The sequence below is a fragment of the Algihabitans sp. genome (genome assembly GCF_965226985.1).
Lineage (GTDB): Bacteria > Pseudomonadota > Alphaproteobacteria > Kiloniellales > DSM-21159 > Algihabitans.
Genome location: NZ_OZ245712.1, coordinates 3591106 through 3611635 on the forward strand (window position 1 = coordinate 3591106; position 20530 = coordinate 3611635).

21 protein-coding genes are annotated in these 20530 nt (G+C 65.1%); 4 read left to right on the plus strand and 17 right to left on the minus strand.

Features of this window, described 5'->3' with window-relative positions:
* The first annotated feature begins 222 nt into the window (after nucleotides 1-222).
* Entirely contained in the window at nucleotides 223-1779 is a 1557-nt protein-coding gene (gene murJ, locus ACO054_RS16385; protein WP_421707654.1) for a murein biosynthesis integral membrane protein MurJ, read from the plus strand.
* Nucleotides 1780-1894: 115 nt separating this feature from the next.
* On the plus strand, nucleotides 1895-2923 hold the full coding sequence (gene trpS, locus ACO054_RS16390) for a tryptophan--tRNA ligase (RefSeq protein WP_421707655.1): 1029 nt from the start codon (nucleotides 1895-1897) through the stop codon (nucleotides 2921-2923).
* Nucleotides 2924-3170: 247 nt separating this feature from the next.
* Here trpS and amt read toward each other — a convergent pair whose 3' ends face one another.
* Together amt and ACO054_RS16400 are read right to left on the minus strand one after the other, a co-directional pair.
* The gene (gene amt / locus ACO054_RS16395) at nucleotides 3171-4517 is read right to left on the minus strand and encodes an ammonium transporter (protein ID WP_421707656.1); all 1347 of its coding nucleotides are present in this window, start codon (nucleotides 4515-4517) and stop codon (nucleotides 3171-3173) included.
* Between the two features lie 28 nt (nucleotides 4518-4545).
* Nucleotides 4546-4884 (minus strand): P-II family nitrogen regulator, encoded by a 339-nt coding sequence (locus tag ACO054_RS16400; RefSeq protein ID WP_119167603.1) that lies wholly within the window; start codon nucleotides 4882-4884, stop codon nucleotides 4546-4548.
* Nucleotides 4885-5262: 378 nt separating this feature from the next.
* Here ACO054_RS16400 and ACO054_RS16405 point away from each other — a divergent pair, with 378 nt between their 5' ends.
* On the plus strand, nucleotides 5263-6570 hold the full coding sequence (locus tag ACO054_RS16405; RefSeq protein WP_421707657.1) for a UbiH/UbiF/VisC/COQ6 family ubiquinone biosynthesis hydroxylase: 1308 nt from the start codon (nucleotides 5263-5265) through the stop codon (nucleotides 6568-6570).
* On the opposite strand, the gene ACO054_RS16410 is transcribed toward ACO054_RS16405, so the two are convergent.
* The 5 genes from ACO054_RS16410 to ACO054_RS16430 form a co-directional block, all read right to left on the minus strand.
* Entirely contained in the window at nucleotides 6567-7247 is a 681-nt protein-coding gene (locus ACO054_RS16410; protein WP_421707658.1) for an ABC-type transport auxiliary lipoprotein family protein, read from the minus strand. The two genes, ACO054_RS16405 and ACO054_RS16410, sit on opposite strands and share 4 nt — an antisense overlap.
* A complete protein-coding gene (locus ACO054_RS16415; RefSeq protein WP_421707659.1) occupies nucleotides 7231-8262 on the minus strand; it encodes an MlaD family protein in 1032 nt (343 codons plus the stop codon). Before ACO054_RS16415 ends, ACO054_RS16410 begins: the two co-directional genes overlap by 17 nt.
* Before the next feature lie 136 nt (nucleotides 8263-8398).
* On the minus strand, nucleotides 8399-9211 hold the full coding sequence (locus tag ACO054_RS16420) for an ABC transporter ATP-binding protein (protein ID WP_421707660.1): 813 nt from the start codon (nucleotides 9209-9211) through the stop codon (nucleotides 8399-8401).
* Nucleotides 9208-10362, minus strand: a complete 1155-nt coding sequence (locus tag ACO054_RS16425; RefSeq protein ID WP_421707661.1) for an ABC transporter permease — start codon at nucleotides 10360-10362, stop codon at nucleotides 9208-9210. The genes ACO054_RS16420 and ACO054_RS16425 overlap by 4 nt, the downstream gene beginning before the upstream one ends.
* A gap of 88 nt (nucleotides 10363-10450) precedes the next feature.
* Nucleotides 10451-10813 (minus strand): hypothetical protein, encoded by a 363-nt coding sequence (locus ACO054_RS16430; RefSeq protein ID WP_421707662.1) that lies wholly within the window; start codon nucleotides 10811-10813, stop codon nucleotides 10451-10453.
* Between the two features lie 174 nt (nucleotides 10814-10987).
* On the opposite strand from ACO054_RS16430, the gene ACO054_RS16435 reads away from it, so the two are divergent.
* Complete coding sequence (locus ACO054_RS16435; RefSeq protein WP_421707663.1) at nucleotides 10988-12484, plus strand: CoA-acylating methylmalonate-semialdehyde dehydrogenase; 1497 nt, start codon at nucleotides 10988-10990, stop codon at nucleotides 12482-12484.
* Nucleotides 12485-12518: 34 nt separating this feature from the next.
* On the opposite strand, the gene ACO054_RS16440 is transcribed toward ACO054_RS16435, so the two are convergent.
* From ACO054_RS16440 to ACO054_RS16485, 10 genes are all read right to left on the minus strand, one after another.
* Nucleotides 12519-13469, minus strand: a complete 951-nt coding sequence (locus ACO054_RS16440) for a universal stress protein (RefSeq protein WP_421707664.1) — start codon at nucleotides 13467-13469, stop codon at nucleotides 12519-12521.
* The gene (locus tag ACO054_RS16445) at nucleotides 13466-15199 is read right to left on the minus strand and encodes a cation:proton antiporter (RefSeq protein WP_421707665.1); all 1734 of its coding nucleotides are present in this window, start codon (nucleotides 15197-15199) and stop codon (nucleotides 13466-13468) included. Before ACO054_RS16445 ends, ACO054_RS16440 begins: the two co-directional genes overlap by 4 nt.
* Nucleotides 15200-15325: 126 nt before the next feature.
* A complete protein-coding gene (locus ACO054_RS16450; protein ID WP_421707666.1) occupies nucleotides 15326-15748 on the minus strand; it encodes an AtaL-like protein in 423 nt (140 codons plus the stop codon).
* A 23-nt stretch (nucleotides 15749-15771) separates the two neighbouring features.
* Nucleotides 15772-17139: an ATP-dependent protease ATPase subunit HslU gene (gene hslU / locus ACO054_RS16455; protein ID WP_421707667.1), complete on the minus strand. Its 1368-nt coding sequence runs from the start codon at nucleotides 17137-17139 to the stop codon at nucleotides 15772-15774.
* Complete coding sequence (gene hslV / locus ACO054_RS16460; protein WP_421707668.1) at nucleotides 17111-17701, minus strand: ATP-dependent protease subunit HslV; 591 nt, start codon at nucleotides 17699-17701, stop codon at nucleotides 17111-17113. The genes hslU and hslV overlap by 29 nt, the downstream gene beginning before the upstream one ends.
* A 110-nt stretch (nucleotides 17702-17811) precedes the next feature.
* The gene (locus ACO054_RS16465; RefSeq protein ID WP_421707669.1) at nucleotides 17812-18201 is read right to left on the minus strand and encodes a hypothetical protein; all 390 of its coding nucleotides are present in this window, start codon (nucleotides 18199-18201) and stop codon (nucleotides 17812-17814) included.
* Nucleotides 18202-18258: 57 nt separating this feature from the next.
* The gene (locus tag ACO054_RS16470) at nucleotides 18259-18804 is read right to left on the minus strand and encodes a hypothetical protein (protein ID WP_421707670.1); all 546 of its coding nucleotides are present in this window, start codon (nucleotides 18802-18804) and stop codon (nucleotides 18259-18261) included.
* Nucleotides 18805-18820: 16 nt separating this feature from the next.
* Entirely contained in the window at nucleotides 18821-19282 is a 462-nt protein-coding gene (locus ACO054_RS16475) for a hypothetical protein (protein WP_421707671.1), read from the minus strand.
* A gap of 328 nt (nucleotides 19283-19610) precedes the next feature.
* Nucleotides 19611-19925, minus strand: a complete 315-nt coding sequence (locus tag ACO054_RS16480) for a ribbon-helix-helix domain-containing protein (protein WP_421707672.1) — start codon at nucleotides 19923-19925, stop codon at nucleotides 19611-19613.
* A 211-nt stretch (nucleotides 19926-20136) separates the two neighbouring features.
* Nucleotides 20137-20460: a BolA family protein gene (locus ACO054_RS16485; protein WP_421707673.1), complete on the minus strand. Its 324-nt coding sequence runs from the start codon at nucleotides 20458-20460 to the stop codon at nucleotides 20137-20139.
* Nucleotides 20461-20530 lie beyond the last annotated feature (70 nt).

A 20530-nucleotide genomic window follows, 5' to 3' on the forward strand; every position in this document is an offset into this window, starting at 1 on the left:
AACCTGCGGATCTGATCCGCAGCTCGACCGGCCTCCTGAAGCCCGGCGCCGGGCTGCCGGCAGTCTGCCGTCTCCGCTTCCTGGACTCGCCGCAATTCTGGTGAGCAGGATCGCCAGAGGTGGGAATCCTACTCTCATCATAAGGTTTAGAGGGCGATTCACGTCTCAGGTGGAAGCCAAACGCTTCCACCTGAGACGATCGCGCTCTAGAACCTTCGTCCCATGGCATTGATCCGCGCTTTCGCCACGGTCGGGGGCTACACGGCGATCAGCCGCGTGCTCGGCTTCGTTCGCGACGTCCTGATGGCGGGCACCTTGGGGGCCGGCCCCTTGGCCGACGCCTTCTTCGTCGCCTTCAAGTTCCCGAACCTTTTCCGCCGCCTCTTCGCCGAGGGCGCCTTCAACGCCGCCTTCGTGCCGCTCTTCGCCGGTCGGCTCGAGGCCGACGGGCCGGAACCGGCGCGGCGTTTCGCGGAGGAGGCCCTGGCGTTCCTGCTGTTCTGGCTGCTGCTGCTGACCACGGCGGCGATGGCCGCTATGCCCTGGCTGATGCCGGTGATCGCACCAGGCTTCGTCGGCGACGCGGAACAGTTCGATCTGGCGGTCGAGCTGACCCGCATCTGTTTTCCCTACCTGCTCTTCATGGGTCTGGTGGCCTTGCTGTCCGGGTTGCTGAACTCGATGCAGCGCTTCGCCGCCGCCGCCGCCGCTCCCATCGTGCTGAACCTCTGCTTCGTTCTGGCTCTGCTGTTCGTCGTCCCCCAGACCGAGCAGCCGGCCCATACGCTCTCCTGGGCGGTGGCAGTGGCAGGGATCCTGCAGTTCGGACTTCTGCTGCTGGCTGCACGACGGGCCGGCATGACGCTGCGCCTCCCCATGCCACGTTTGACGCCTGGGGTTCGGCGGCTGCTAAAGCTGATGGGTCCCGGCCTGCTGTCCTCCGGCGCCATGCAGATCAACCTGCTGATCGGCACCATGATCGCGACGCTGCAGGCCGGCGCCGTTTCCTGGCTCTACTACGCCGACCGGGTCTACCAACTTCCGTTGGGGCTGATCGGCATCGCCATCGGCGTCGTGCTGCTGCCCGACCTCGCGCGCAAGCTGCGGGGCGGCGCGCCCGATGCGGCCCTGCACTCGCTCAACCGGGCGCTTGAGCTGGCCCTCTTCCTGACCCTGCCGGCGGCGGTCGCCCTGGCCGTGCTGCCGGGGCCGATCATCACCGTACTGTTCGAACGGGGCGCCTTCGACAGTGCCGATGCCGAGAACACGGCCCTGGCCCTGACCGCCTTCGCCCTCGGGCTGCCCGCCTTCGTACTGGTCAAGATCCTGCAACCCGCCTTTTTCGCCCGCGAGGACACCGTGACGCCGCTGCGTTTCGCGCTGGTGAGCGTGGCGGTCAACATCGTGCTGAGCCTGATCCTGTTCTTCCTGATCGGATTCCTGGGCATCGCGCTGGCGACGACGGTCTCTTCCTGGGTGAACACCGGCCTGCTGGCCTGGAGACTGCGTCGGCAAGGGCATCTCACCCTGGACGCGCGGGCCCGACGGCGCCTGCCGCGCGCCTTGCTGGCGAGTTTCGCCATGGGCCTTGTCGTCTGGGGCGCCGCGCTCGGCCTGGAAACCTGGCTGAGCGGCTCTGAAGTCGTACGATTCCTCGCTTTGGCCGGCTTGGTGGCGTCCGGCTTGGCCGTCTACGGCCTGCTGGCGCTGTTGACCCGCGCCGTCGAGCTCGAAGAGCTGCGCGGCCTCCTGCGACGCAGGAAGGAACGGCCGGCCTAGACGACGCGATACCGCCTCGGCGGCCGTCGAACCCCATCGCTTGACCCGGTCAAATGCAACGGCGATAAGGCCAGGCGCAGCCTCGCTTTTTCTTTGCTAAGTGAATCAAAACACGATGAAACGCATCTTCTCCGGCGTGCAGCCCACCGGAAACCTGCATCTCGGCAACTATCTCGGTGCCATCCGGCAGTTCGTCGCGCTGCAGAACGACTACGACTGCATCTACTGCGTGGTAGACCTGCATGCCATTACCCAGTGGCAGGAACCGGGCGAACTACGCGGCCAGATCCGCCAAGTCGCGGCCGCTTACCTGGCCGCCGGCGTCGATCCGGAGCGCTGCATCATCTTCAACCAGTCGCAGGTGCCAGCCCATGCCGAGCTGGCCTGGATCTTCAACTGTGTAGCGCGGCTCGGCTGGCTCAACCGCATGACCCAGTTCAAGGAGAAGGCGGGCAAGCATAGGGAGCAGGCCTCGGCCGGGCTCTACGTCTACCCTAACCTGATGGCCGCCGACATCCTGGCTTACAAGGCGACCCACGTGCCGGTCGGCGAGGACCAGAAGCAGCATCTGGAGCTGACCCGCGACATCGCCCAGAAGTTCAACCACGACTACGGCACCGACTTCTTCCCGATCGTCGAGCCGCTGATCCTCTCCGCCGCCGCCCGCGTCATGTCCCTGCGCGACGGCACCAAGAAGATGAGCAAGTCCGACCCCTCCGACGCCAGCCGCCTGAACATGACAGACGGCCCCGACGAGGTCGCGCAGAAGATCCGGCGGGCCAAGACCGACACGGAGCTGCTGCCCGGAGCGGACGTGCTGGACCAGGAGGGCAATCTGCCGGACGAGCTCCGCAAGGCCCGGCCCGAGGCCTACAACCTGCTGGGCATCTATGCGGCCCTGTCGGATCGCACTTGGGCCGAAGTGCTGGCGGAGTTCGAGGGACAACAGTTCAGCCATTTCAAGCAGGTCCTGACCGACTTGGCTGTGGCCTCGCTCGGACCCATGGGCGAGGAAATGCAGCGCATGGCCGGCGATCCGACCTACGTCGACGGGATCCTGAGATCCGGTGCAGAGAAGGCCAACGCCATCGCCGAGCCGATCCTGCGCGAGGTTCAGGATATCGTCGGTTTCCTGCGCACCTAGAGCGCGATCGTCTCAGGTGGAAGCGTTTGGCTTCCACCTGAGACGTGAAGCGCCCTCTAAACCCTATGATTTGAGCAGGCGAGCCTGCTCTGAGAGCAGCTTCCAGCCGCCGGAAACTCAAAAAAGGGCCCGGCAGGGTGTCCCTGCCGGGCCAGTCAGGCGGAGGATCGCCGTTAAATCGTAAAAAAGGAGACCGACGTCTTTGGGACACCGCGTTTCCTGCAGTGTCCCAAAGACCTGTCGTCGCTTAGAGGGTCTGTGAGCCCTGCCCGAATTCGGGGTAGGCCTCCATGCCCAGTTCCGACTTGTCGAGACCCATCGCCTCTTCCTCGTCGGAGACCCGGATACCCATCGTTGCCTTCAGCACCAGCCAAACGATGCTCGTGGTGATCACCACGAAGGCGCCGATCGCGGCGATACCGACGATCTGCGTCCCCAGGTTGCCACCGCCGAAGATACCGACAGCCAGAGTGCCCCAGATGCCGGCGACCAAGTGGACCGAGATCGCACCGACCACATCGTCGACCTTGAGCTTGTCCAGCAGGGGCACGGCGAAGACCACGAGGCCACCGCCGATCGCACCGATGATCAGCGAGATGAAGTGGTTGGTCTGATCGGGACCGGCGGTGATCGAGACCAGTCCGGCCAGGGCCCCGTTCAGCGCCATGGTCAGGTCGATCTTCTTGAAGAGGACCTGGGTCAGGATCATGGCCGTCACCACACCGCCAGCCGCAGCGATGTTGGTGTTGGTGTAGACCACCGCGATCCAGGCCGCATCGGCCGCGGAGCCCAAGGCAAGCTGGGAACCGCCGTTGAAGCCGAACCAACCCATCCAGAGGATGAAAGTGCCCAGCGTGGCGAGCGGCAGATTGGCGCCCGGCATGGCGTTGACCTTGCCGTCGGGGCCGTACTTGCCCTTGCGCGCCCCCAGGATGATGGCGCCGGTCAGCGCGGCCCAGCCACCCACGGAGTGCACGATGGTCGAACCGGCGAAGTCGCTGAAACCCATCTCGCTCAGCCAGCCGCCGCCCCAGGTCCAGGAGCCCTGGATCGGGTAGAGGATGCCGGTCAGGATCGCGACGAAGATCAGGAACGGCCAGACCTTGATACGCTCGGCCAGCGTGCCCGAGACGATCGAGGCGGTGGCCGCGACGAAGACCATCTGGAAGAACCAGTCGGACATGATGGAGTAGGTGCCTTCGCCGACGATGGCGGCAGCATCCCCCGTGCCCTGGAGCAGGGCCAGTTCGTCGCCCGTGGTGTTGTAAAGGAAAGTGAAAGACCCGATGAAACCGCTAACATCGGTGTACATCAGGTTGTAGCCGACCAGGTAGTACATGATGCCGGCGATGGAATAGAGCGCGATGTTCTTCAAACAGATTGAGGCGGTCGACTTGGACCGCACCAGACCGGATTCCAGCATGGCGAACCCGGCAGCCATCCACATGACCAGAACGCCGTGGAACATGAAGGACAGCGTGTTGAAGACATACTGCGTTTCGGCCGAAACCTCGGCATAGGCCGGGCCGGTCATTGCCAGGCCGGTCACACCGGCCAGGGCCACCAAGCCCAGAGACTTGCGCCAGAGCTGCATCTCTAGCCCCTCCTTTAGATCTGCTGCTTTACAGTGCTTCGGCGTTGGTCTCGCCGGTGCGGATGCGCACGACCGAGTTCACGTCGAGAACGAAGATCTTCCCGTCGCCGATGCGGCCGGTGTTCGCCGCCTTCTGGATGGCTTCCACCACCTGCTCGGCCTGGTCCGCCGTAACGGCGACCTCGATCTTCACCTTCGGCAGGAAGTTCACCGAATACTCCGCGCCGCGGTAGATTTCGGTCTGGCCCTTCTGCCGCCCGTAGCCCTTCACCTCGCTGACGGTCAGGCCCTCGACACCGAGTCCGGTGAGAGCTTCGCGTACGTCGTCGAGTTTGAAGGGCTTGATGATGGCCATAACCAGTTTCATCGCGCCTCTCCCCCAGTTGTCTCCGTCGAGCCTTGCGCCAACCGTCGGAAAACGAAGCGGCCGGCGCATCTCATCTGCGGTACTGCAGCTCGCGGTTCTGTCGAACGGCGAACTGCCCCCAACCCGGAGGCTTCAAGAACCATGCCAGTTCGCGGTTCTGCCTCGGAAATCCTCGGAAATCTGCCGGGACTCGGGATTCTCCCTGGAGAAAACCGCCTCGCCAGGCAAGGTCTCCGCCGGTCACGGAACAGTCATTGCCTGCCTAAATTTTGACCAGAGACCTATCGCTGATTAGATTCCGAGCAGCGCAATCGGTCGCAGTGGTGGAGGGTCCGCGAAAGCTGGACAGCGCCTGCGCAAGCCTAGATCTTGGCGGCCATGAAAGTCGGTCTTTCCACTCGAAACGAGACACCCACCAGAACTGGAGAGGCACCGGAGCCGACAGAAGTCGCCGTCGCGGGCGGCGGCTTGGTCGGACTAACCCTGGGCATCGCCTTGGCCGAGGCCGGTGTCGAGGTGGCCGTGGTCGACACCCAGGCCCCGGAAGCCTTAATCGATGCGGCCTACGACGGGCGCGCCTCGGCAATCGCCGCCGGCTCCGCGAATCTGCTGCGCAGCATCGGCGTCTGGGCGCATCTGGAGCCGGACGCGCAAGCGATCTTGGACATTCGCGTGTCGGACGGCCAGGTCGGGCGCCGCGCCGCGCCGCTGTTCCTCCACTACGACAGCGACGAGTTGGGCCGAGGTCCCTTCGGCTGGATCGTCGAAAACCGACGCCTGCGCCAGGCCCTGTTCGCCCGGGCCAAGGAACTCCCGACACTCAGGCTGATCGCGCCGGCGGGCGTGGCCGCTGCAGAAACGAGCGACGGAAGCCGTGGCGCGGGAAACATCGTGGCGCGACTCGCGGACGGTCGCGGCCTTTCGGCCCAGCTGCTTGTCGCGGCGGACGGCCGCCGTTCGCCCCTGCGTCAGGCGGCGGGGATACGGACCGTGACCTGGGACTACCCCCAAATGGGCCTGGTTGCGACCTTGAGCCACGAGCAGCCTCACGACGGCGTCGCGCACGAACACTTCCTGCCGTCCGGTCCCTTCGCGGTCCTGCCGATGACAGACTCGCCGGACGGCCTGCACCGCTCCTCCCTGGTCTGGACCGAGCGCAAGGACCTGGCAGCGGCGATCGTGGACCTGGACGACGACACCTTCGCCGCCGAGTGCCAACGACGTTTCGGCGACAGCCTGGGGCAGATCGGCCTGACGGGACCGCGCTGGGCCTACCCGCTCTCTCTACATCATGCCCAGCGCTATCGCACCGGTCGCCTCGTGCTGGTCGGCGACGCGGCCCACGGCATTCACCCGATCGCCGGCCAGGGCCTGAACCTCGGTCTGCGGGACGTCGCCGCGCTTGCGGAATGCTTGATAGACGCCCGCCGACTGGGTCTGGAGCTGGGCGCGGCCGAGCCCCTGATCCGCTACGAGCGTTGGCGCCGGCCAGACACGCTGATGCTGATCGCCGTTACCGACGGCCTCAACCGCCTCTTCTCGAACGACCTGCCACCCCTGCGGCTGCTCCGCGACCTCGGCATGGCCGCCGTGGACCGTGCGGGGCCGCTCAAGCGGATGCTGATGAAGCATGCCATGGGCCTGGTCGGCGACCTGCCCCGCCTTCTGAAAGGCGAACGGCTCTAGCTGGTAGCGGTTTCCGCATAGAGCGTCTGGCCCGTGCGCAAGGTCCAGTGCACCAGGGCGCGCAGCGAACTGCCCAAAGCCTCGTCGAAGGCCCGGACGATCGCCGGCAGGGTATCGTTCTCGGCCGGGAAGCGGACGTCGAAGCTCTCGCTCGCCACGATCTCGCGCCGCGGCATCCGGACCAGCTTCACGTTCAGCCCGACGTGAGCATAGGGGATCGGACCGTCGAAATACTCGGCCTGAAACTCGCGTAATTCGCTCTTGATCACGAAATCCGCGCGCAAACCCAGCGACTCTCGACCGACCGAGACGATGCGGCGCGAGTTTTCGAAGGATTCGATCATCAAGGTCTGGACCATTTTCGGCGCCTGGTCGGTCCAGTTGGCGCGCGCGTAATACTCGACCTCCATGGGTTCACGCATCAGCGCGATCCGCACGGTGTCCAGTGCCGCATTGGCAATCGGCGGCTCCAGAATCAGTTGCCAGTCGACCCTCTCCAGGTCGGGATCGAAGGTACTCTTCGGCGAAAGGCGATAGAACTGCGGCGGCGGACGCTGACCCGGTACCAACTGGGTACAGCCGCCCAGAAGGCCCAATGCAGTCAGCCCGCCAGCCGCACGTAGCAGCCGTCGTCGCTGGGACCGGACGGGCGGCAGAACATCATCGCGGCGCTTCATAGCCCTCCTGCTGATCTCCGAAGATAAAGCGGGCGGGATCCCGCTGAACCTCCAGCGAAACCCGGTTGAGGTTGGTGACCAGGCTGCGGGCCTCGGTCAAGAGATTGGCCAGCTCATATAGCCCCGTCGAGGTAAAGTCACGAATGGGCTCGCGATTTTCCTCGACGAGTCCCTGTACCTCCAAGGACATGGCCTCGAGCGACCGCGCCGCACCGCGCAGTTCGCCGATCATCTGGTTCAGGCTTTCGGAGGAAGTATCCACTTCACCCTCCAGCCGTTCCGCAAGCCGCTGAACGGCCACCAGTGTCGTGTTGGTCTGGGTCGTCAGCGTACCGAACTGATCACGGGCATCCCGCGCCAGATCGGCAGCGACAGCGCTGGCTTCGTTGAGGTTCGCCAGCGTACCGGACGCGTCGTCGATCAGCCGCGCCACGTCCTCGCCGCGGCCGGCGACCGTTGTCGTCAGCGTCTCCACGTTGGTCAGCGTAGTCTCGATGCTCTGCAGATTGGTGTCGCTCAGCAACAGATTGACCCGCGCCATCGTGCCTTGCATAGCGGCGACCGCATCGGGCACGCCTTGCAGAACCTGCTCGAGCGACGAGGCCTCCGCCTCGATCGTCGGCACCTCGCCCGCGGCGATGTCGCGCAAATTCGGCGCTCCGGCCGTGCCGCCCTGCAGCAGCACGTAGCGCCCGCCGGTCAAGCCCTCCAGCTCCAGGCTGGCTGTCGTATCAGCCTTCACCGGCACGTCGGCCTCCAGTTCGACCATGACGCGGACGGTCCCGGGATCATCGGGCTCGAGCCGAATGTCCAGGACTTCACCGACCCGAACGCCCGAGTAGCGGACCGGGCTGCCGACCGCCAGACCAGTGACCGAGTCCGACACCAGCAGGTCGTAGCGCTGGAAGGTCGTGTCGACCTGGAACTTCGCGAGCCAGACGATGAAGGCGAAGCTGCCGAGGAACAGCGCGAGCACGAAGCTGCCGACCAGGACGTAGTTGGCTCGGGTTTCCATGGATCTCTAACGCTCGCTCGCTTCGGGCCCGCCGCTCGCCGGAGGGTCCCCGCACGGGGACCTCTCCCCATATGAGCCCGCCGGGCCGGTTGTGAAGATCAAGCCACCGCTCCTGCGAAAGTTGGCAGCCTTGCACTCAAGGCGCAGTCTGCTCCGCAAGCTGCTTGGCCGAGGACGCGGCGCGGCCGCGAGGACCGAGGAAATAGTCTTGGATCCAGGGATCGGACATACGCTCCAACTCTGCGATGGTGCCGACCTTAACACGCTTGTCGACCAGCACGGAGACCCGATCGCAGATGGCATAGAGGCTGTCGAGATCGTGAGTCACCATAACGACCGTCAAGCCCAGCGCCTCCTGAAGATCGCGGATCAGCCGGTCGAAGCCGTTGGCGCCGATGGGGTCCAGGCCCGCCGTCGGCTCGTCGAGAAACAGGATCTCCGGATCCAGCGCGAGCGCCCGGGCCAGACCGGCCCGCTTGCGCATCCCACCAGACAGCTCGCTCGGGTATTTATGGGCGGCTTCGACGGGCAAACCGACCAGACTGACCTTCAGCTCGCTGACCTCGCGGCGCAATCCGGGCGGCAGCGCGCTGTGCTCCGCCAAGGGCACCTCGATGTTCTGCGCCACCGTTAGTGAGGAGAAGAGCGCACCGTCCTGAAACAGCATGCCTGAGCGCTGCTGCAGGGCCCGCAGATCGGGATCGCCGGCCCCTTCGATCTCCTCCCCAAGAATTTCGATCCGCCCCGCGGCAGGGCGCATCAGACCCACCAGACAGCGGAGCAGAACGGATTTGCCGGTACCGGACCCCCCGACCAGTCCCATGACCTCCCCTTGGCGCACGGAGAAATCGAGACCGTCATGCACCACGTGAGATCCGAATTGAGTCCGGATGCCGGTGGCGCGGATGACCAGATCCGCTGAGGTCCTGCCGCCGGGAGACGCCGTCATATGCCGATAACCGAGTAGAAGACCGAGAAGAGCGCATCGAGCACGATCACCAGGAAGATCGCCTCGACGACCGCCCGCGTGGTCCGCAGGCCGACCGACTCCGCATTGGACGACACCTTCAGGCCCTCATAGCATCCGATGAGGGCGATGACGAAGGCGAAGATCGGGGCCTTGATCATGCCGACCCAGAAGGTGCTGAGTTCGACGGCATCCCGAAGCTGCCGGGCGAAGGTCACGAGATCGATGTCGAGCACCACCGTCGCCATCACGGCACCGCCCAAAAGGCCCATGATGTTGGCGTAGAAGGTCAGGAGAGGCAGGGCGATCATCAGGGCCAGCACGCGCGGCAGAACAAGCACCTCGACCGGGTCGAGACCGATGGTGCTCATGGCATCGACCTCCTGGTTCACTCTCATGGTCCCGATCTGCGCGGTGAAGGCCGACCCGGATCGACCGGCGACGATGATTGCCGTGATCAGCACACCCATCTCGCGCAGCACGGCGACGCCGACCAGGTTGACGGTGAAGATCTCCGCACCGAAGCGAGCCAGCTGGTCCGAGCCCTGGTAGGCCAGTACGACTCCGATCAGGAAAGCCAGAAGGCCGACGATCGGCAAGGCATCCAGGCCGGTTTTCTCAAGGTGATAGACCAGCGACGTGCCGCGCAGGCGTTTCGGCCGCGCCAGGCTGCGGAAGAGCACGACGACCGTCGCGCCCAGGAAGCCGATCACTTCGCGGACGGTCTCTCCCGTCTCGACGGTCGCCTTCCCAAGGTCGGAAAGAATAGAGGCAACGGCACCGGGACGCGGCGGCGGCTCAGGGCAGGGTTGCCGCTGCTCGATCTTCTGCAGCAGGGCCTGGCGCGCCGGCTCCACGCCGGCAAGGCTCACCTCCAGTCCCCGCTCAGCCAGCTGCTGCCGGGTTCTATGAACCAACCAGGCGCCGGCCGTATCAAGTCGCTCAACGGCGGAGAGGTCCAGCACCGCCTTGGCGGTACCGGCCGAGTCGAGTGCCGAGAGGCCGGCATCCCGCGGGCCGACGGTCGCAGTGACCCAAACGCCGGAAAAGCGCAGGATCAGGTCAGTGCCATCCCGCACCACCTCCAGCAGCGCCGCCTCCGCTTCACTCGGCCACTCTTCGACAGCCGCCATCCGGCTTCACCGACTCCCTTGGCAAAACGATGCCGGAGTTAAACACGCAGACGACGGTCGAACCAGCACCCGGAAGAACGCAACAGCCTCAGGATCGCCCCCACCAGGTCCAGGCTTCTTCCAGTTCCAGGCGATGAGCCGCGGCGGCAGCCGGGCCACGGTCCGCGCCGGAGTAGCGGCCGAGTTCCGTCAAGAGCTGGAAGAACCCGGGCGCCGGAATGGCATCGTCCCGGCGCGAGACCGCGAGCGCCGCCAGCAGCGGCCGGCCGGCGGCATGGTCCTCCCGCAGCAGCTCCTCCAACAGCTCCGCCGTCTTATGGATCGTGTGAGGCGCCGGCACCTGCGCCGCACGGGCAAGGTCGGCATAGCGAACCGTGCTGCGGCTGCGCGCGGCCTCTGTCAGAAGACGGCGAAGCTCAAGCTTGAGGGAAAGACGTTCCAACTCGGTCATAGCGCTCCGTCGCTCACTCTTCAGGGGCCGTCGGCGGCGACTCGCTCGCGACGCGAACGATCTTCGCCGATTCGGTTCCGAACCGCCGCGATCCGGTCTACTGTGCCGGCCGGATAAAGCAGACTCGCCGGCGGAATGCCCGGACAGCGCGAATTTGGGGAGGAGATGGACGGCATGAGCGCCACGATCAACCATTTCATCGGTGGCGAGATCGTCGCCGGCACGAGCGGGCGCAGCAGCCCGGTGTTCAATCCGGCAACCGGTGAGGAAAGCCAGCGCGTTGCCCTGGCCTCAGCAGCGGAGATCGACGCCGCCGTTCAGACCGCGAAGGCCGCCTTCCCCGGCTGGGCCGGTACGACGCCCCTCAACCGTGCCCGGGTGATGTTCAAGTTCAAGGAACTGCTGGAGGCGAACCGCGACAAGCTGGCGACGCTGATCGGCCGGGAACACGGCAAGGTCCTGGCCGACGCGGCCGGTGAGGTGACCCGCGGCATCGAGGTGGTGGAGTTCGCCTGCGGTATTCCGCAACTCCTGAAGGGCGAGTTTACCGAAAACGTCGGGACCGGCGTCGACAGCTACTCGATGCGGCAGCCGCTGGGTGTTGTCGCCGGCATCACGCCCTTCAACTTTCCCGCCATGGTGCCGATGTGGATGTTCCCGGTCGCGCTGGCTTGCGGCAACTGCTTCCTGCTCAAGCCGAGCGAGCGCGATCCCTCGGCACCGCTGCTGATGGCCGACCTGCTGATGGAGGCCGGGCTCCCCAAGGGCGTCTTCAACGTCGTCAACGGCGACAAGGAAGCGGTCGACGCGATCCTGCAGCACCCCGACATCGAAGCGGTCAGTTTCGTCGGCTCGACGGCCATCGCCGAGTACGTCTACCACCAGGGTACGGCACGGAATAAGCGGGTGCAGGCCCTGGGCGGCGCCAAGAATCACATGATCGTGCTGCCGGACGCCGACATGGACCAGGCAACCGACGCCCTGATGGGCGCGGCCTACGGTTCAGCGGGGGAGCGCTGCATGGCGGTCTCGGTCGCGGTCGCGGTCGGTGATGCGGGCGATGCCTTAATGGAACGCCTCGCCCCCAAGGTGCGCGGCCTGAAGATCGGTCCCTATAGCGACCCAGAGGCGGAGATGGGGCCCCTGGTCACCCAGCAGGCCCTGGAACGGGTCACCGGCTACGTCGACTCCGGCGTGGAGGAGGGCGCGAAGCTGGCGGTCGACGGTCGCGGGTTGCAGCTGCAGGGCTACGAGGACGGGTATTTCCTGGGCGGTTGCCTGTTCGACGAGGTCGAACCCGAGATGAAGATCTACAAGGAGGAGATCTTCGGGCCGGTGCTTTCCGTCGTACGGCGGCCGGACTACGAGTCCGCCCTGGAGCTGGTCAACGGCCATGAGTACGGCAACGGGGCGGCGATCTTCACCCGCGACGGCGACGCCGCGCGCAACTTCAGCAGCCGCTGCAAGATCGGCATGGTCGGGGTCAACGTGCCGATCCCCGTCCCCATGGCCTTTCACTCCTTCGGCGGCTGGAAAAGATCCCTCTTCGGCGACCATCACATGCACGGGCCGGAGGGGGTACGTTTCTACACCCGCATGAAGACGGTCACCTCGCGCTGGCCGACCGGTCTTCGCAGCGGGGCCGAGTTCGTGATGCCGACGATGAAGTAACCTCTCGGGACCGCACCCCGAGACGGAAAAGATTTCAGCGCAACAGGGGACTGACATAGCCCGGCGGCTTGACGGCGACCACGGCGCAGTCGATGGCGTTCACGACATCCTCGGCGGTGTTTCCGATGATCACGCCCGCCACGCCGGTGCGTGCGAGTGTACCGATCACCAGCAGGTCGGCCCCCAGCTCCTCGACTGCACGCGGCAGAGCCTCGCGCGCGGAACCGGCGACCAGATGCGGCGAGAGGCGCACCTCGGGCAAGCCGTCCTCCGCCAGCCAGCGCTCCGCCGCCGCAACCAGAGCGTGGAGCTTCGCCTGCGCCTGTGTCTCCGCAGTTCGGGTCGAACTGGCGACACGCGCATCCACCTGGCCGCCGGCCCATTGGCGCACCACGGCAGCCAGAGGGTCGCTCCAGGCGTGCAGCAGTCTCAGCGGCTGGCCGCCAACGGCCGCGATGCCCGCCGCAGTCCGCAGGATCTCCCGGTTCAAGCCTTCCAGCACGGTTGGATCGTCTCCGTCATCCGGGAGATCGACGGCGGCGACGACGTTTGCAGGCGGCATCGAGGCATCGCGGAGCAGCCAGACGGGGCAGGGACATTTGCGAAGAAGATGCTGGTCGGTGCTGGCGAACAATGGGATCGCCGGACGTGGGGAGGGGTCCGTCGACTTCATCACCAGATCGGCACCGAGACGGTGTGCGGCCCGGACGATTTCCAGATAGCGTCGCCCGACCACAACCGTGACCTGAGGGAGGTTGGCGGTCGGCAGGTCGGCCGCGACCGCCGCGAGACTCGCCTCCAGCCTTTCCCGCTCGGCGCGTGTTTCGGCCTTCAGATCGCCGGCGTCCAAACCTTCGGGAAGCTCCAGGAGACCGAGCAGACTGAGAGTCCCATCCCGCGCGGTCAGAGAACAGGCAAGCTCGGCGAGAGGGCGGTCCTGCGCGCCGCCCCGGCAGGCGACCAGGACGTGCCGGAAGAGAGTCACTCAGCGAGCTCCCGTTGACCCTCGGGTTCGGGCATGGGCCTGTCCGGCGCCCGGACCCTGTCGTCCCCAAGCAGCAGATCCACCGCCTGATCCGCCGCATCGCGGAAGGGCAGCAAGACCAGGTCGGCCCCTGCGGCCTCCAGTCGCTTGGCGTCGTCGGCGCGATGGGCCGTGAGGGCGACCCGGCCGCGATAGCCAGCATCGCGCAGGGCGGTCATCATCGCTAGACGCGGATCCATGTGGGTCAGTCCCGTATCGTGGTCGGGAACGGCGGAGACGACCCAGCGCACACCGGCCAGGGGCAGATGTCCGACCAGTTCGGGGTCGGTGGCGTCGCCGTAGCGCGCAGGCAGCCCGTTTTCGCGCCAGTACCGCACCGAGGCGGGGTTGAAGTCGACCCCGAGCACCCGGTAGCCGGCGTCGGTCAGGTTCTGTGCGATGGCTCCCCCGAAGCGCCCCAGGCCGAACAGCAGGACGTCGGCTTGGCCGCCCTCCCCGCCACTCTGGGCTTCCGCCTCGGCCTCGCGGTAGGGCCGGCGCCGTTCGAAGACGCCGAGTAGGGGCTCGAAGATCGCGTAGAGCCGGTGGGAGTAGGTGATCATGTAGGTCGAGAGCGAAATGGTGATCAACCCGACCAGCGTCACCAAGCCCAAAGCCTCCGGCACCACATGCCCCAACTGCACGCCGACGGCGATGAAGATCAGGGAGAACTCGCTGATCTGTGCCACGGTCAGTCCGGCTAGGAAGCCTGTCCGCTTGCGGTAGCCCATGACCCCCATGATGATCAGCACGATCAACGGATTGCCGACCAGCACGAAGACAGCCAGGACGATGGCGGGCAGCAGGCTGTCGCCCAGCAGTGCCAGGTCGAGACCCGCCCCGAGCGCAACGAAGAAAAAGAGCAGCAGGAAGTCCCGCAGGCTCGCCAGCCGCGCCGCGATGGCCTCGCGGAAGGGCGTCGACGCCAGGCTGACACCGGCCAGAAGGCCGCCCAGTTCCTTGCCGAAGCCCAGATAGTGCCCGACGGCGGCAAGCAGGGCCGCCCAGCCGATCGCGAAACAAACCAGCAGTTCAGGCGCGCGCGCCAGACGCTCGACCAGCGGATTGGCCGCATAGAGCACGAACAAAGCGACGGCCCCCAGCAGTGCGGCACCCGAGAGGAAGACCATCGCGATATCGGCGAACCCGGTCTCCTCGCCCGCTCCGACGCCTGCCGCCGAAAGCGCGATCATGGCGATCACCACGACGATGTCCTGCACGATCAGGAAACCCAGAGCGATCCGACCGTGCAGGGCGTCGATCTCTTTCTTGTCGGAGAGCAGCTTCACGATGATGATCGTGGAGGAGAAGGTGAGCGCCACGGCCACGTAGAAGCTGGTGGTCGCGTCCAGACCCAGGGCCAGCCCCAGCAGGAAGCCGATCACCGAGGTGAAGAGCACCTGCCCCAGACCCGTGGTCAGCGCCACCGGACCGAGCGTGCGCACCAGCTTCAGGTCGAGCTTCAGCCCGACCAGGAAAAGCAGAACGGCGATCCCCAGTTCGGCCAGCAGATCGATATGCTGGTCAGACCGGGCGATATCCAGAACGCTAGGCCCGACCAGGATACCGACCGCGATGAAGCTCACGATCAGAGGCTGGCGGGCCAGCAGTCCGACAAAGCCGATGGCCGCCGCGAGCACCAGGATCGCGGCGATTTCGTAGAACAGATAGCCCGTGATGACTTCTTCCATCGCGGGCGCTCAAGCCGTCAGGTCGTTTGTATCATGCATAGCGGGAGACTAGAGACGCTGGACGGGAACGTGCCTTGCGGCAAATCAACCGTAACCGGCACGAGCTTGACCTTGCCGGGCCCTGCTCTAAGCTTCGACCTCTTCAGCCAGAGCCTTGGTCCGGCGGACAGCATCGCGCAAGACCCCCTGCAGATGCTCGCCGCCCCTGTCCTGACTGCCGAACTCGTGCCAGTCGATGGTGAAGGTCAAGCGATTGGCTTCGCCGGCCCCGCCCGGCTCGATGCGGTTGAGAACCTTGCCACGGTAGCGAGGATGGTCGACCAGGGTGAACGTCACCTCGAGCCGGCGCGCATCCTTCGTGATGCGCTCCGTCAGATCGAGCTGGTCGGTGATCAGGTGCCGAAGCGTGTGGTCGGCCGTGCGTTCGAGAATATCGATAGATCGCACGCCGGGAAGGTAAGGCTCTGGATTTTCGATCTTGTCGACCAGCAGACGCCAAAGGGTCGCGACCGAGGCGGCGACCTCTTCCGTATGAGTCGCGAAAGGCATCGCGACAGCTTAGCAGTCGACCGTTACAGGATGAACTTGCTGAGATCCGCGTTCTTCGCCAGTTCACCGACCCGGCTGCGAACCTCGTCGGCAGTAACCGTGACATGGTCCCCAGTCCGATCGGTCGCGGTGAAGGAGAGTTCCTCCAGCAGCTTCTCCATGACCGTCTGCAGCCTGCGGGCGCCGATGTTCTCGACGGAGCCGTTGATCTCGGCGGCCAGATCGGCCAGGGCGTCGATGGCCTCGTCCTGGAACTCGAGGGTCACCCCCTCGGTCTGCATCAGCGCCTGATACTGGCGGATCAGGGAGTTTTCCGGTTCCGTCAGGATCCGCTTGAAGTCGTCGCGGGTCAGGGCCTGCAGTTCGACCCGGATCGGCAGGCGGCCCTGCAGTTCGGGCAGCATGTCGCTCGGCTTGGCGATATGGAAGGCGCCGGAGGCGACGAAGAGGATGTGGTCGGTCTGAACCTGGCCGTGCTTGGTCGCGACCGTCGTGCCCTCGATCAAGGGCAGCAGATCGCGCTGGACGCCCTCGCGGCTGACGTCCCCGCCGCCCCGAACTTCGCTGCGCGCGGTGATCTTGTCGATTTCGTCGAGGAAGACGATGCCGTTGTTCTCGACCGCTCGGATTGCTTCCGCGGTGACCCGTTCCTGATCGATCAGCTTGTCGGACTCCTCGGCCATCAAGGGCTCGTAGGCCTCCGAGACCTTCATGCGCTTGGCTTTTGTGCGCCCACCGAAGGCCTTGCCGAAGATGTCGTTGAGATTGACCATGCCCATCTGGGCGCCCGGCATGCCGGGAATGTCCATGGTCGGCAGTTGCATGCCGCCGGCATCCTGGATCTGCAGCTCGACCTCGGCGTCGCTCAATTCACCATTACGCAGGCGGCGGCGGAAGGTTTCCCGGGTCTCGGAGCGCGCGTTCGGCCCCGCCAAAGCATCGATGATGCGGTTCTCGGCACCGAGTTCGGCGCGGGCCGTGACCTCCCGGCGCAGGCGCGAGCGGGTCATGTGAATCGAGATCTCGACCAGGTCGCGGACGATCGATTCGACGTCTCGCCCGACGTAGCCGACCTCCGTGAACTTGGTCGCCTCGATTTTGATGAAGGGAGCCTGAGCAAGCTTCGCGAGGCGCCGCGCGATCTCGGTCTTGCCGACGCCCGTCGGCCCGATCATCAGGATATTCTTGGGCAGAACCTCCTCACGCAGGTCGTCGGGCAGCTGCTGCCGCCGCCAGCGGTTGCGCAGCGCGATCGCGACGGCCCGCTTCGCCTCGCCCTGTCCGATGATGTAGCGATCCAGCTCGCTGACGATCTCGCGCGGGCTGAAGGCAGCGGCCGTGGCGCCGGGCTCGGCGGAGGCCTCAGAGGCTTTCGAGAGTGATGCTGTCATTGGTGTAGATACAGATCTCTGCGGCAATGTGCATGGCGCGCCGGGCGATGGTTTCGGCGTCCATATCGTCTCGGTCGATCAGGGCGCGCGCGGCGGCGAGCGCATAGGAGCCGCCGGAGCCGATTCCCACGATGCCGTCTTCCGGTTCCAGCACGTCGCCGGTTCCGGTCAGAACCAGGGTCGTTTCGCTGTCGGCCACAGCCATCATGGCCTCCAGGCGACGCAGGTAGCGGTCCATGCGCCAGTCTTTAGCCAACTCGACGCAGGCACGGGTCAGCTGTCCGGGGTGCGCTTCCAGCTTAGCCTCCAGCCGCTCGAACAGCGTGAAGGCATCAGCGGTGGCACCGGCGAAACCGGCCACGACATCGCCGGCGACGCCGTCCTTCGCCGCACCCTTTCCCGGCAGACGGCGCACCTTGCGCGCATTGGACTTCATCACTGTATTGCCGAAAGAGACTTGACCGTCGCCCGCCAGGACGACGCGGTCCGCCTTACGCACAGAAAGGATGGTGGTGCCGTGCCAGGGGCCGGCACCCGAAGACTGCGGGGAGGTGTCTGCCATGCCGCACAAATGGCAGCGGTCGTTGGTGGGGTCAAGGAGGCAGAAGGACTGCCTTGCAAGCTGGCCAGGGTCAGCCTGCCGTCACGGCATCCAGAGCGACCTTGGAGCGGTCAGTCGACCTGCTGCGCCGTCAGGAACATGGATTTCTCAAGTGCCGCGAAGAACTGCTGATACGGCAGCGGATCTTCGACCGGGGTAATGTTGTACTGCGCGTTGGCGCGCACGAGAGTCTGAGTCTGGCCGCGCGGGCGCACCGTGACGGTCATCCGCATCGAGTAACCGTCGAGCTTGGTTCCGCTTACGGAGCCAAGCACATTGTCCGCCTTGTCGATCACGAAGCCGAGATCCTGCAGGGTTGCGATCACCGTTCGCAGGGTCGTCTCCTTTTCCGTCGTGTCGAAGGCACGGGTCTGGATGGCTCGCAAAGCGACCTGCGATTCCGTCGTGGCCAGAGCCTGATCCCGCGAATTGGTCTGACAGCCGGCAAGTAACAGACCCATGAGACCGATTACAAAAAAGCTTCTAATCATCGACCGCCACCCCAGTAAACGAAACCGCTAGATTTCCTGCGCTTCGAGAAAAACAGATTGCGAGAGTTTGTCGAAGAACTCCTGATAGAGTTCGGGTGCATCGAGCGATTCGGTCTGACTCACCTGCCCCCTGGTGTTCCAAACCACCCGCTGGAACGTGACCCTGACTGCGACCTCGCCGGCATTGCTCCCGCGCGGGCTGCTCACTAGCGACACCCGGATCTTTTGCTCGTCGTCGACCGCGACGGAAACACCCAACATCAGCGCGAGGAAAATGGCGCCGGCCACCTGCCCCGCCTCTGTGGCATCACGATCCTTGGAGCCGACGATCACACCGAGATCGGTCTCGGCCTCGTCGATGTTGAAACCAAGGTCCTGCAGAACCGACGCCGAAGCGGAGAGGATCCGTTCCTCGTCTCTGGTGTCGAAATAACGTGTCTGCAGCTGGCGTTTCTGAAGGGAAACCTCACTGAGCTGCAGAGCTTCTTTCGGGACCGTGGCCTGCTGGCATCCGGTCAGGAAAACAATTGAGGCAAGCGCGGCCGCCGTAAGCGCACGAAAAGGGTATTTCATTCGGTCACACCGCCGGTCAGAAGGACGACTGCCGGTATGCGAAGTCCCGCACTCGGCTTTCGTTGTCATACTTGATGACGATGGTCAGCGTGCGTTGATTGGTGGCGTCCGCACCGCTCGATCCGCTGTAGCCCGGTGCAACCCCTCCACCGAGGAGCCCCCCGCCGACGAGAGCACCCCCCAGGATCAGGGCCGATACACCCCCGCTGCTGGTCGAGTAAGCACGCTCCGTCGAGATCTTGTCGTAAACCCAGACTTCGCGTCGCTCCTCATCGGTGGTCACCATGTTCGGCGACCCGAGGACCTGCACGACGTCGGCATTGGTCATGCCGACCCGGATTTCACGCTGAACCGTACCAACCGTCAGGCGGTCGCCGCTGTCGTCCCGAACCGCGGCGCGATGCTCTGCGGCAGACTGACATCCGGCCAGGATCAGCATGGCCGCAGTTAGTAAAAGACCTTTGGAGAAAACGTGCATGATCTCTCGCGCGCTGGAGGGGTGGGACACCATTCACCGATCACAGAAATGTCTTATGCACCAATAGTTGATGAATCATGAAGCATCAATATCCTAGAGTGTATACAATCCACCGTCGTTTTTTCGGATTACAGGGTGTTGGCGCTGGTTGGGATCGCCGGTCAATCCACATCGCCGGTCAATCCACGGCGGGCGCGGAGAGCGACCTTCGGTGTCGCCTGGACAGCGATGACTAGGATCTTGTCCCAAAACGGGCAGAACGCCGACCCCTCAACGCCGCTCCATCAACTCGGTCACCGCAGGGCGCCCCGAAAGTGATGGGGGAAGGTCAGGCGGAGATGCGACGTTGGCGAACTTCGCCATGTCCGGCTCCGGCATGGCCCTCGTCGGTTGCCGCCGCCCGGAAGTAGCTGACGATGAAGACGCGCACGGCCGCAGTCAGGCTGGAGGCGGCACGACGATCCGCGATGCGGGTCACCAGTTCGTTGGACGAGGTCTCCTCGCGCCGCACGATCTCGGCCAGCGCCTCCCACATCAGGCGTTCCAGCCGCAGGGAGGTGCGGCGGCCGTTCACCGTGACGTTACGCGAAAGCAGCTTGGAGTCCGCTGCCTTCTCCGCCGCCGCCTGAACACCTCTGGACATCTCGTTCAGCCTCGGCCGGGTGTTCCCATTTGCTCGAACTATGGACCGCCGTTCCCCAAGCCGGCAGTCCGACGATCGGGGCGCGCGGCGTCACAGATTTCCCTCATCGAACTTGACGAAAGCCTCCGGGTAGCGCAACCCCGAAAGACTCTCGACGCACGTTCTTCAGCTTCAGCGTGCAGACGCAAACCTTCGGGCCGGCCCGGCTCACCTAGGGACCGGCCTGGGCCATCGCTTCTTTTTTGGGATCTTCCTCCGGCGCGAAAGTGCGAAGTGTCAGCGCATGCACGCGCTCCTCCAACTCCTCGGCCAGGGCCTGATACACCAGCCTTTGCCGCGCGACGCGCGACTGACCGATGAACGTCGCCGTCACGATCTCGACGCGGAAATGAGTCTCGCCGCCGGGCTGCCAGCCGCTGTGGCCGGCATGCTTGTGAGATTCGTCTACGATCCGTAGACGCAAGGGTGCGAACTCCTGTGTCAGCTTGCGTTCGATCCGCGATGCGATCTCACCTTGCGCTGCGTCATCTGCCATAGCTTAGTCAGCCTTTCCGATCTTTGAACTCAGGATCTTCACGCAGATCCGGATTTCGCGAAACCACGGC

What these genes read in the sequence shown, in the direction of transcription:
- murJ (WP_421707654.1), top strand. Translation starts at nt 223, where the DNA reads ATGGCATTGATCCGCGCTTTCGCCACGGTCGGGGGCTACACGGCGATC.
- trpS (WP_421707655.1), top strand. Translation starts at nt 1,895, where the DNA reads ATGAAACGCATCTTCTCCGGCGTGCAGCCCACCGGAAACCTGCATCTC.
- amt (WP_421707656.1), bottom strand. Translation starts at nt 4,517, where the DNA reads ATGCAGCTCTGGCGCAAGTCTCTGGGCTTGGTGGCCCTGGCCGGTGTG.
- ACO054_RS16400 (WP_119167603.1), bottom strand. Translation starts at nt 4,884, where the DNA reads ATGAAACTGGTTATGGCCATCATCAAGCCCTTCAAACTCGACGACGTA.
- ACO054_RS16405 (WP_421707657.1), top strand. Translation starts at nt 5,263, where the DNA reads ATGAAAGTCGGTCTTTCCACTCGAAACGAGACACCCACCAGAACTGGA.
- ACO054_RS16410 (WP_421707658.1), bottom strand. Translation starts at nt 7,247, where the DNA reads ATGAAGCGCCGCGATGATGTTCTGCCGCCCGTCCGGTCCCAGCGACGA.
- ACO054_RS16415 (WP_421707659.1), bottom strand. Translation starts at nt 8,262, where the DNA reads ATGGAAACCCGAGCCAACTACGTCCTGGTCGGCAGCTTCGTGCTCGCG.
- ACO054_RS16420 (WP_421707660.1), bottom strand. Translation starts at nt 9,211, where the DNA reads ATGACGGCGTCTCCCGGCGGCAGGACCTCAGCGGATCTGGTCATCCGC.
- ACO054_RS16425 (WP_421707661.1), bottom strand. Translation starts at nt 10,362, where the DNA reads ATGGCGGCTGTCGAAGAGTGGCCGAGTGAAGCGGAGGCGGCGCTGCTG.
- ACO054_RS16430 (WP_421707662.1), bottom strand. Translation starts at nt 10,813, where the DNA reads ATGACCGAGTTGGAACGTCTTTCCCTCAAGCTTGAGCTTCGCCGTCTT.
- ACO054_RS16435 (WP_421707663.1), top strand. Translation starts at nt 10,988, where the DNA reads ATGAGCGCCACGATCAACCATTTCATCGGTGGCGAGATCGTCGCCGGC.
- ACO054_RS16445 (WP_421707665.1), bottom strand. Translation starts at nt 15,199, where the DNA reads ATGGAAGAAGTCATCACGGGCTATCTGTTCTACGAAATCGCCGCGATC.
- ACO054_RS16450 (WP_421707666.1), bottom strand. Translation starts at nt 15,748, where the DNA reads ATGCCTTTCGCGACTCATACGGAAGAGGTCGCCGCCTCGGTCGCGACC.
- hslU (WP_421707667.1), bottom strand. Translation starts at nt 17,139, where the DNA reads ATGACAGCATCACTCTCGAAAGCCTCTGAGGCCTCCGCCGAGCCCGGC.
- hslV (WP_421707668.1), bottom strand. Translation starts at nt 17,701, where the DNA reads ATGGCAGACACCTCCCCGCAGTCTTCGGGTGCCGGCCCCTGGCACGGC.
- ACO054_RS16465 (WP_421707669.1), bottom strand. Translation starts at nt 18,201, where the DNA reads ATGGGTCTGTTACTTGCCGGCTGTCAGACCAATTCGCGGGATCAGGCT.
- ACO054_RS16470 (WP_421707670.1), bottom strand. Translation starts at nt 18,804, where the DNA reads ATGAAATACCCTTTTCGTGCGCTTACGGCGGCCGCGCTTGCCTCAATT.
- ACO054_RS16475 (WP_421707671.1), bottom strand. Translation starts at nt 19,282, where the DNA reads ATGCACGTTTTCTCCAAAGGTCTTTTACTAACTGCGGCCATGCTGATC.
- ACO054_RS16480 (WP_421707672.1), bottom strand. Translation starts at nt 19,925, where the DNA reads ATGTCCAGAGGTGTTCAGGCGGCGGCGGAGAAGGCAGCGGACTCCAAG.
- ACO054_RS16485 (WP_421707673.1), bottom strand. Translation starts at nt 20,460, where the DNA reads ATGGCAGATGACGCAGCGCAAGGTGAGATCGCATCGCGGATCGAACGC.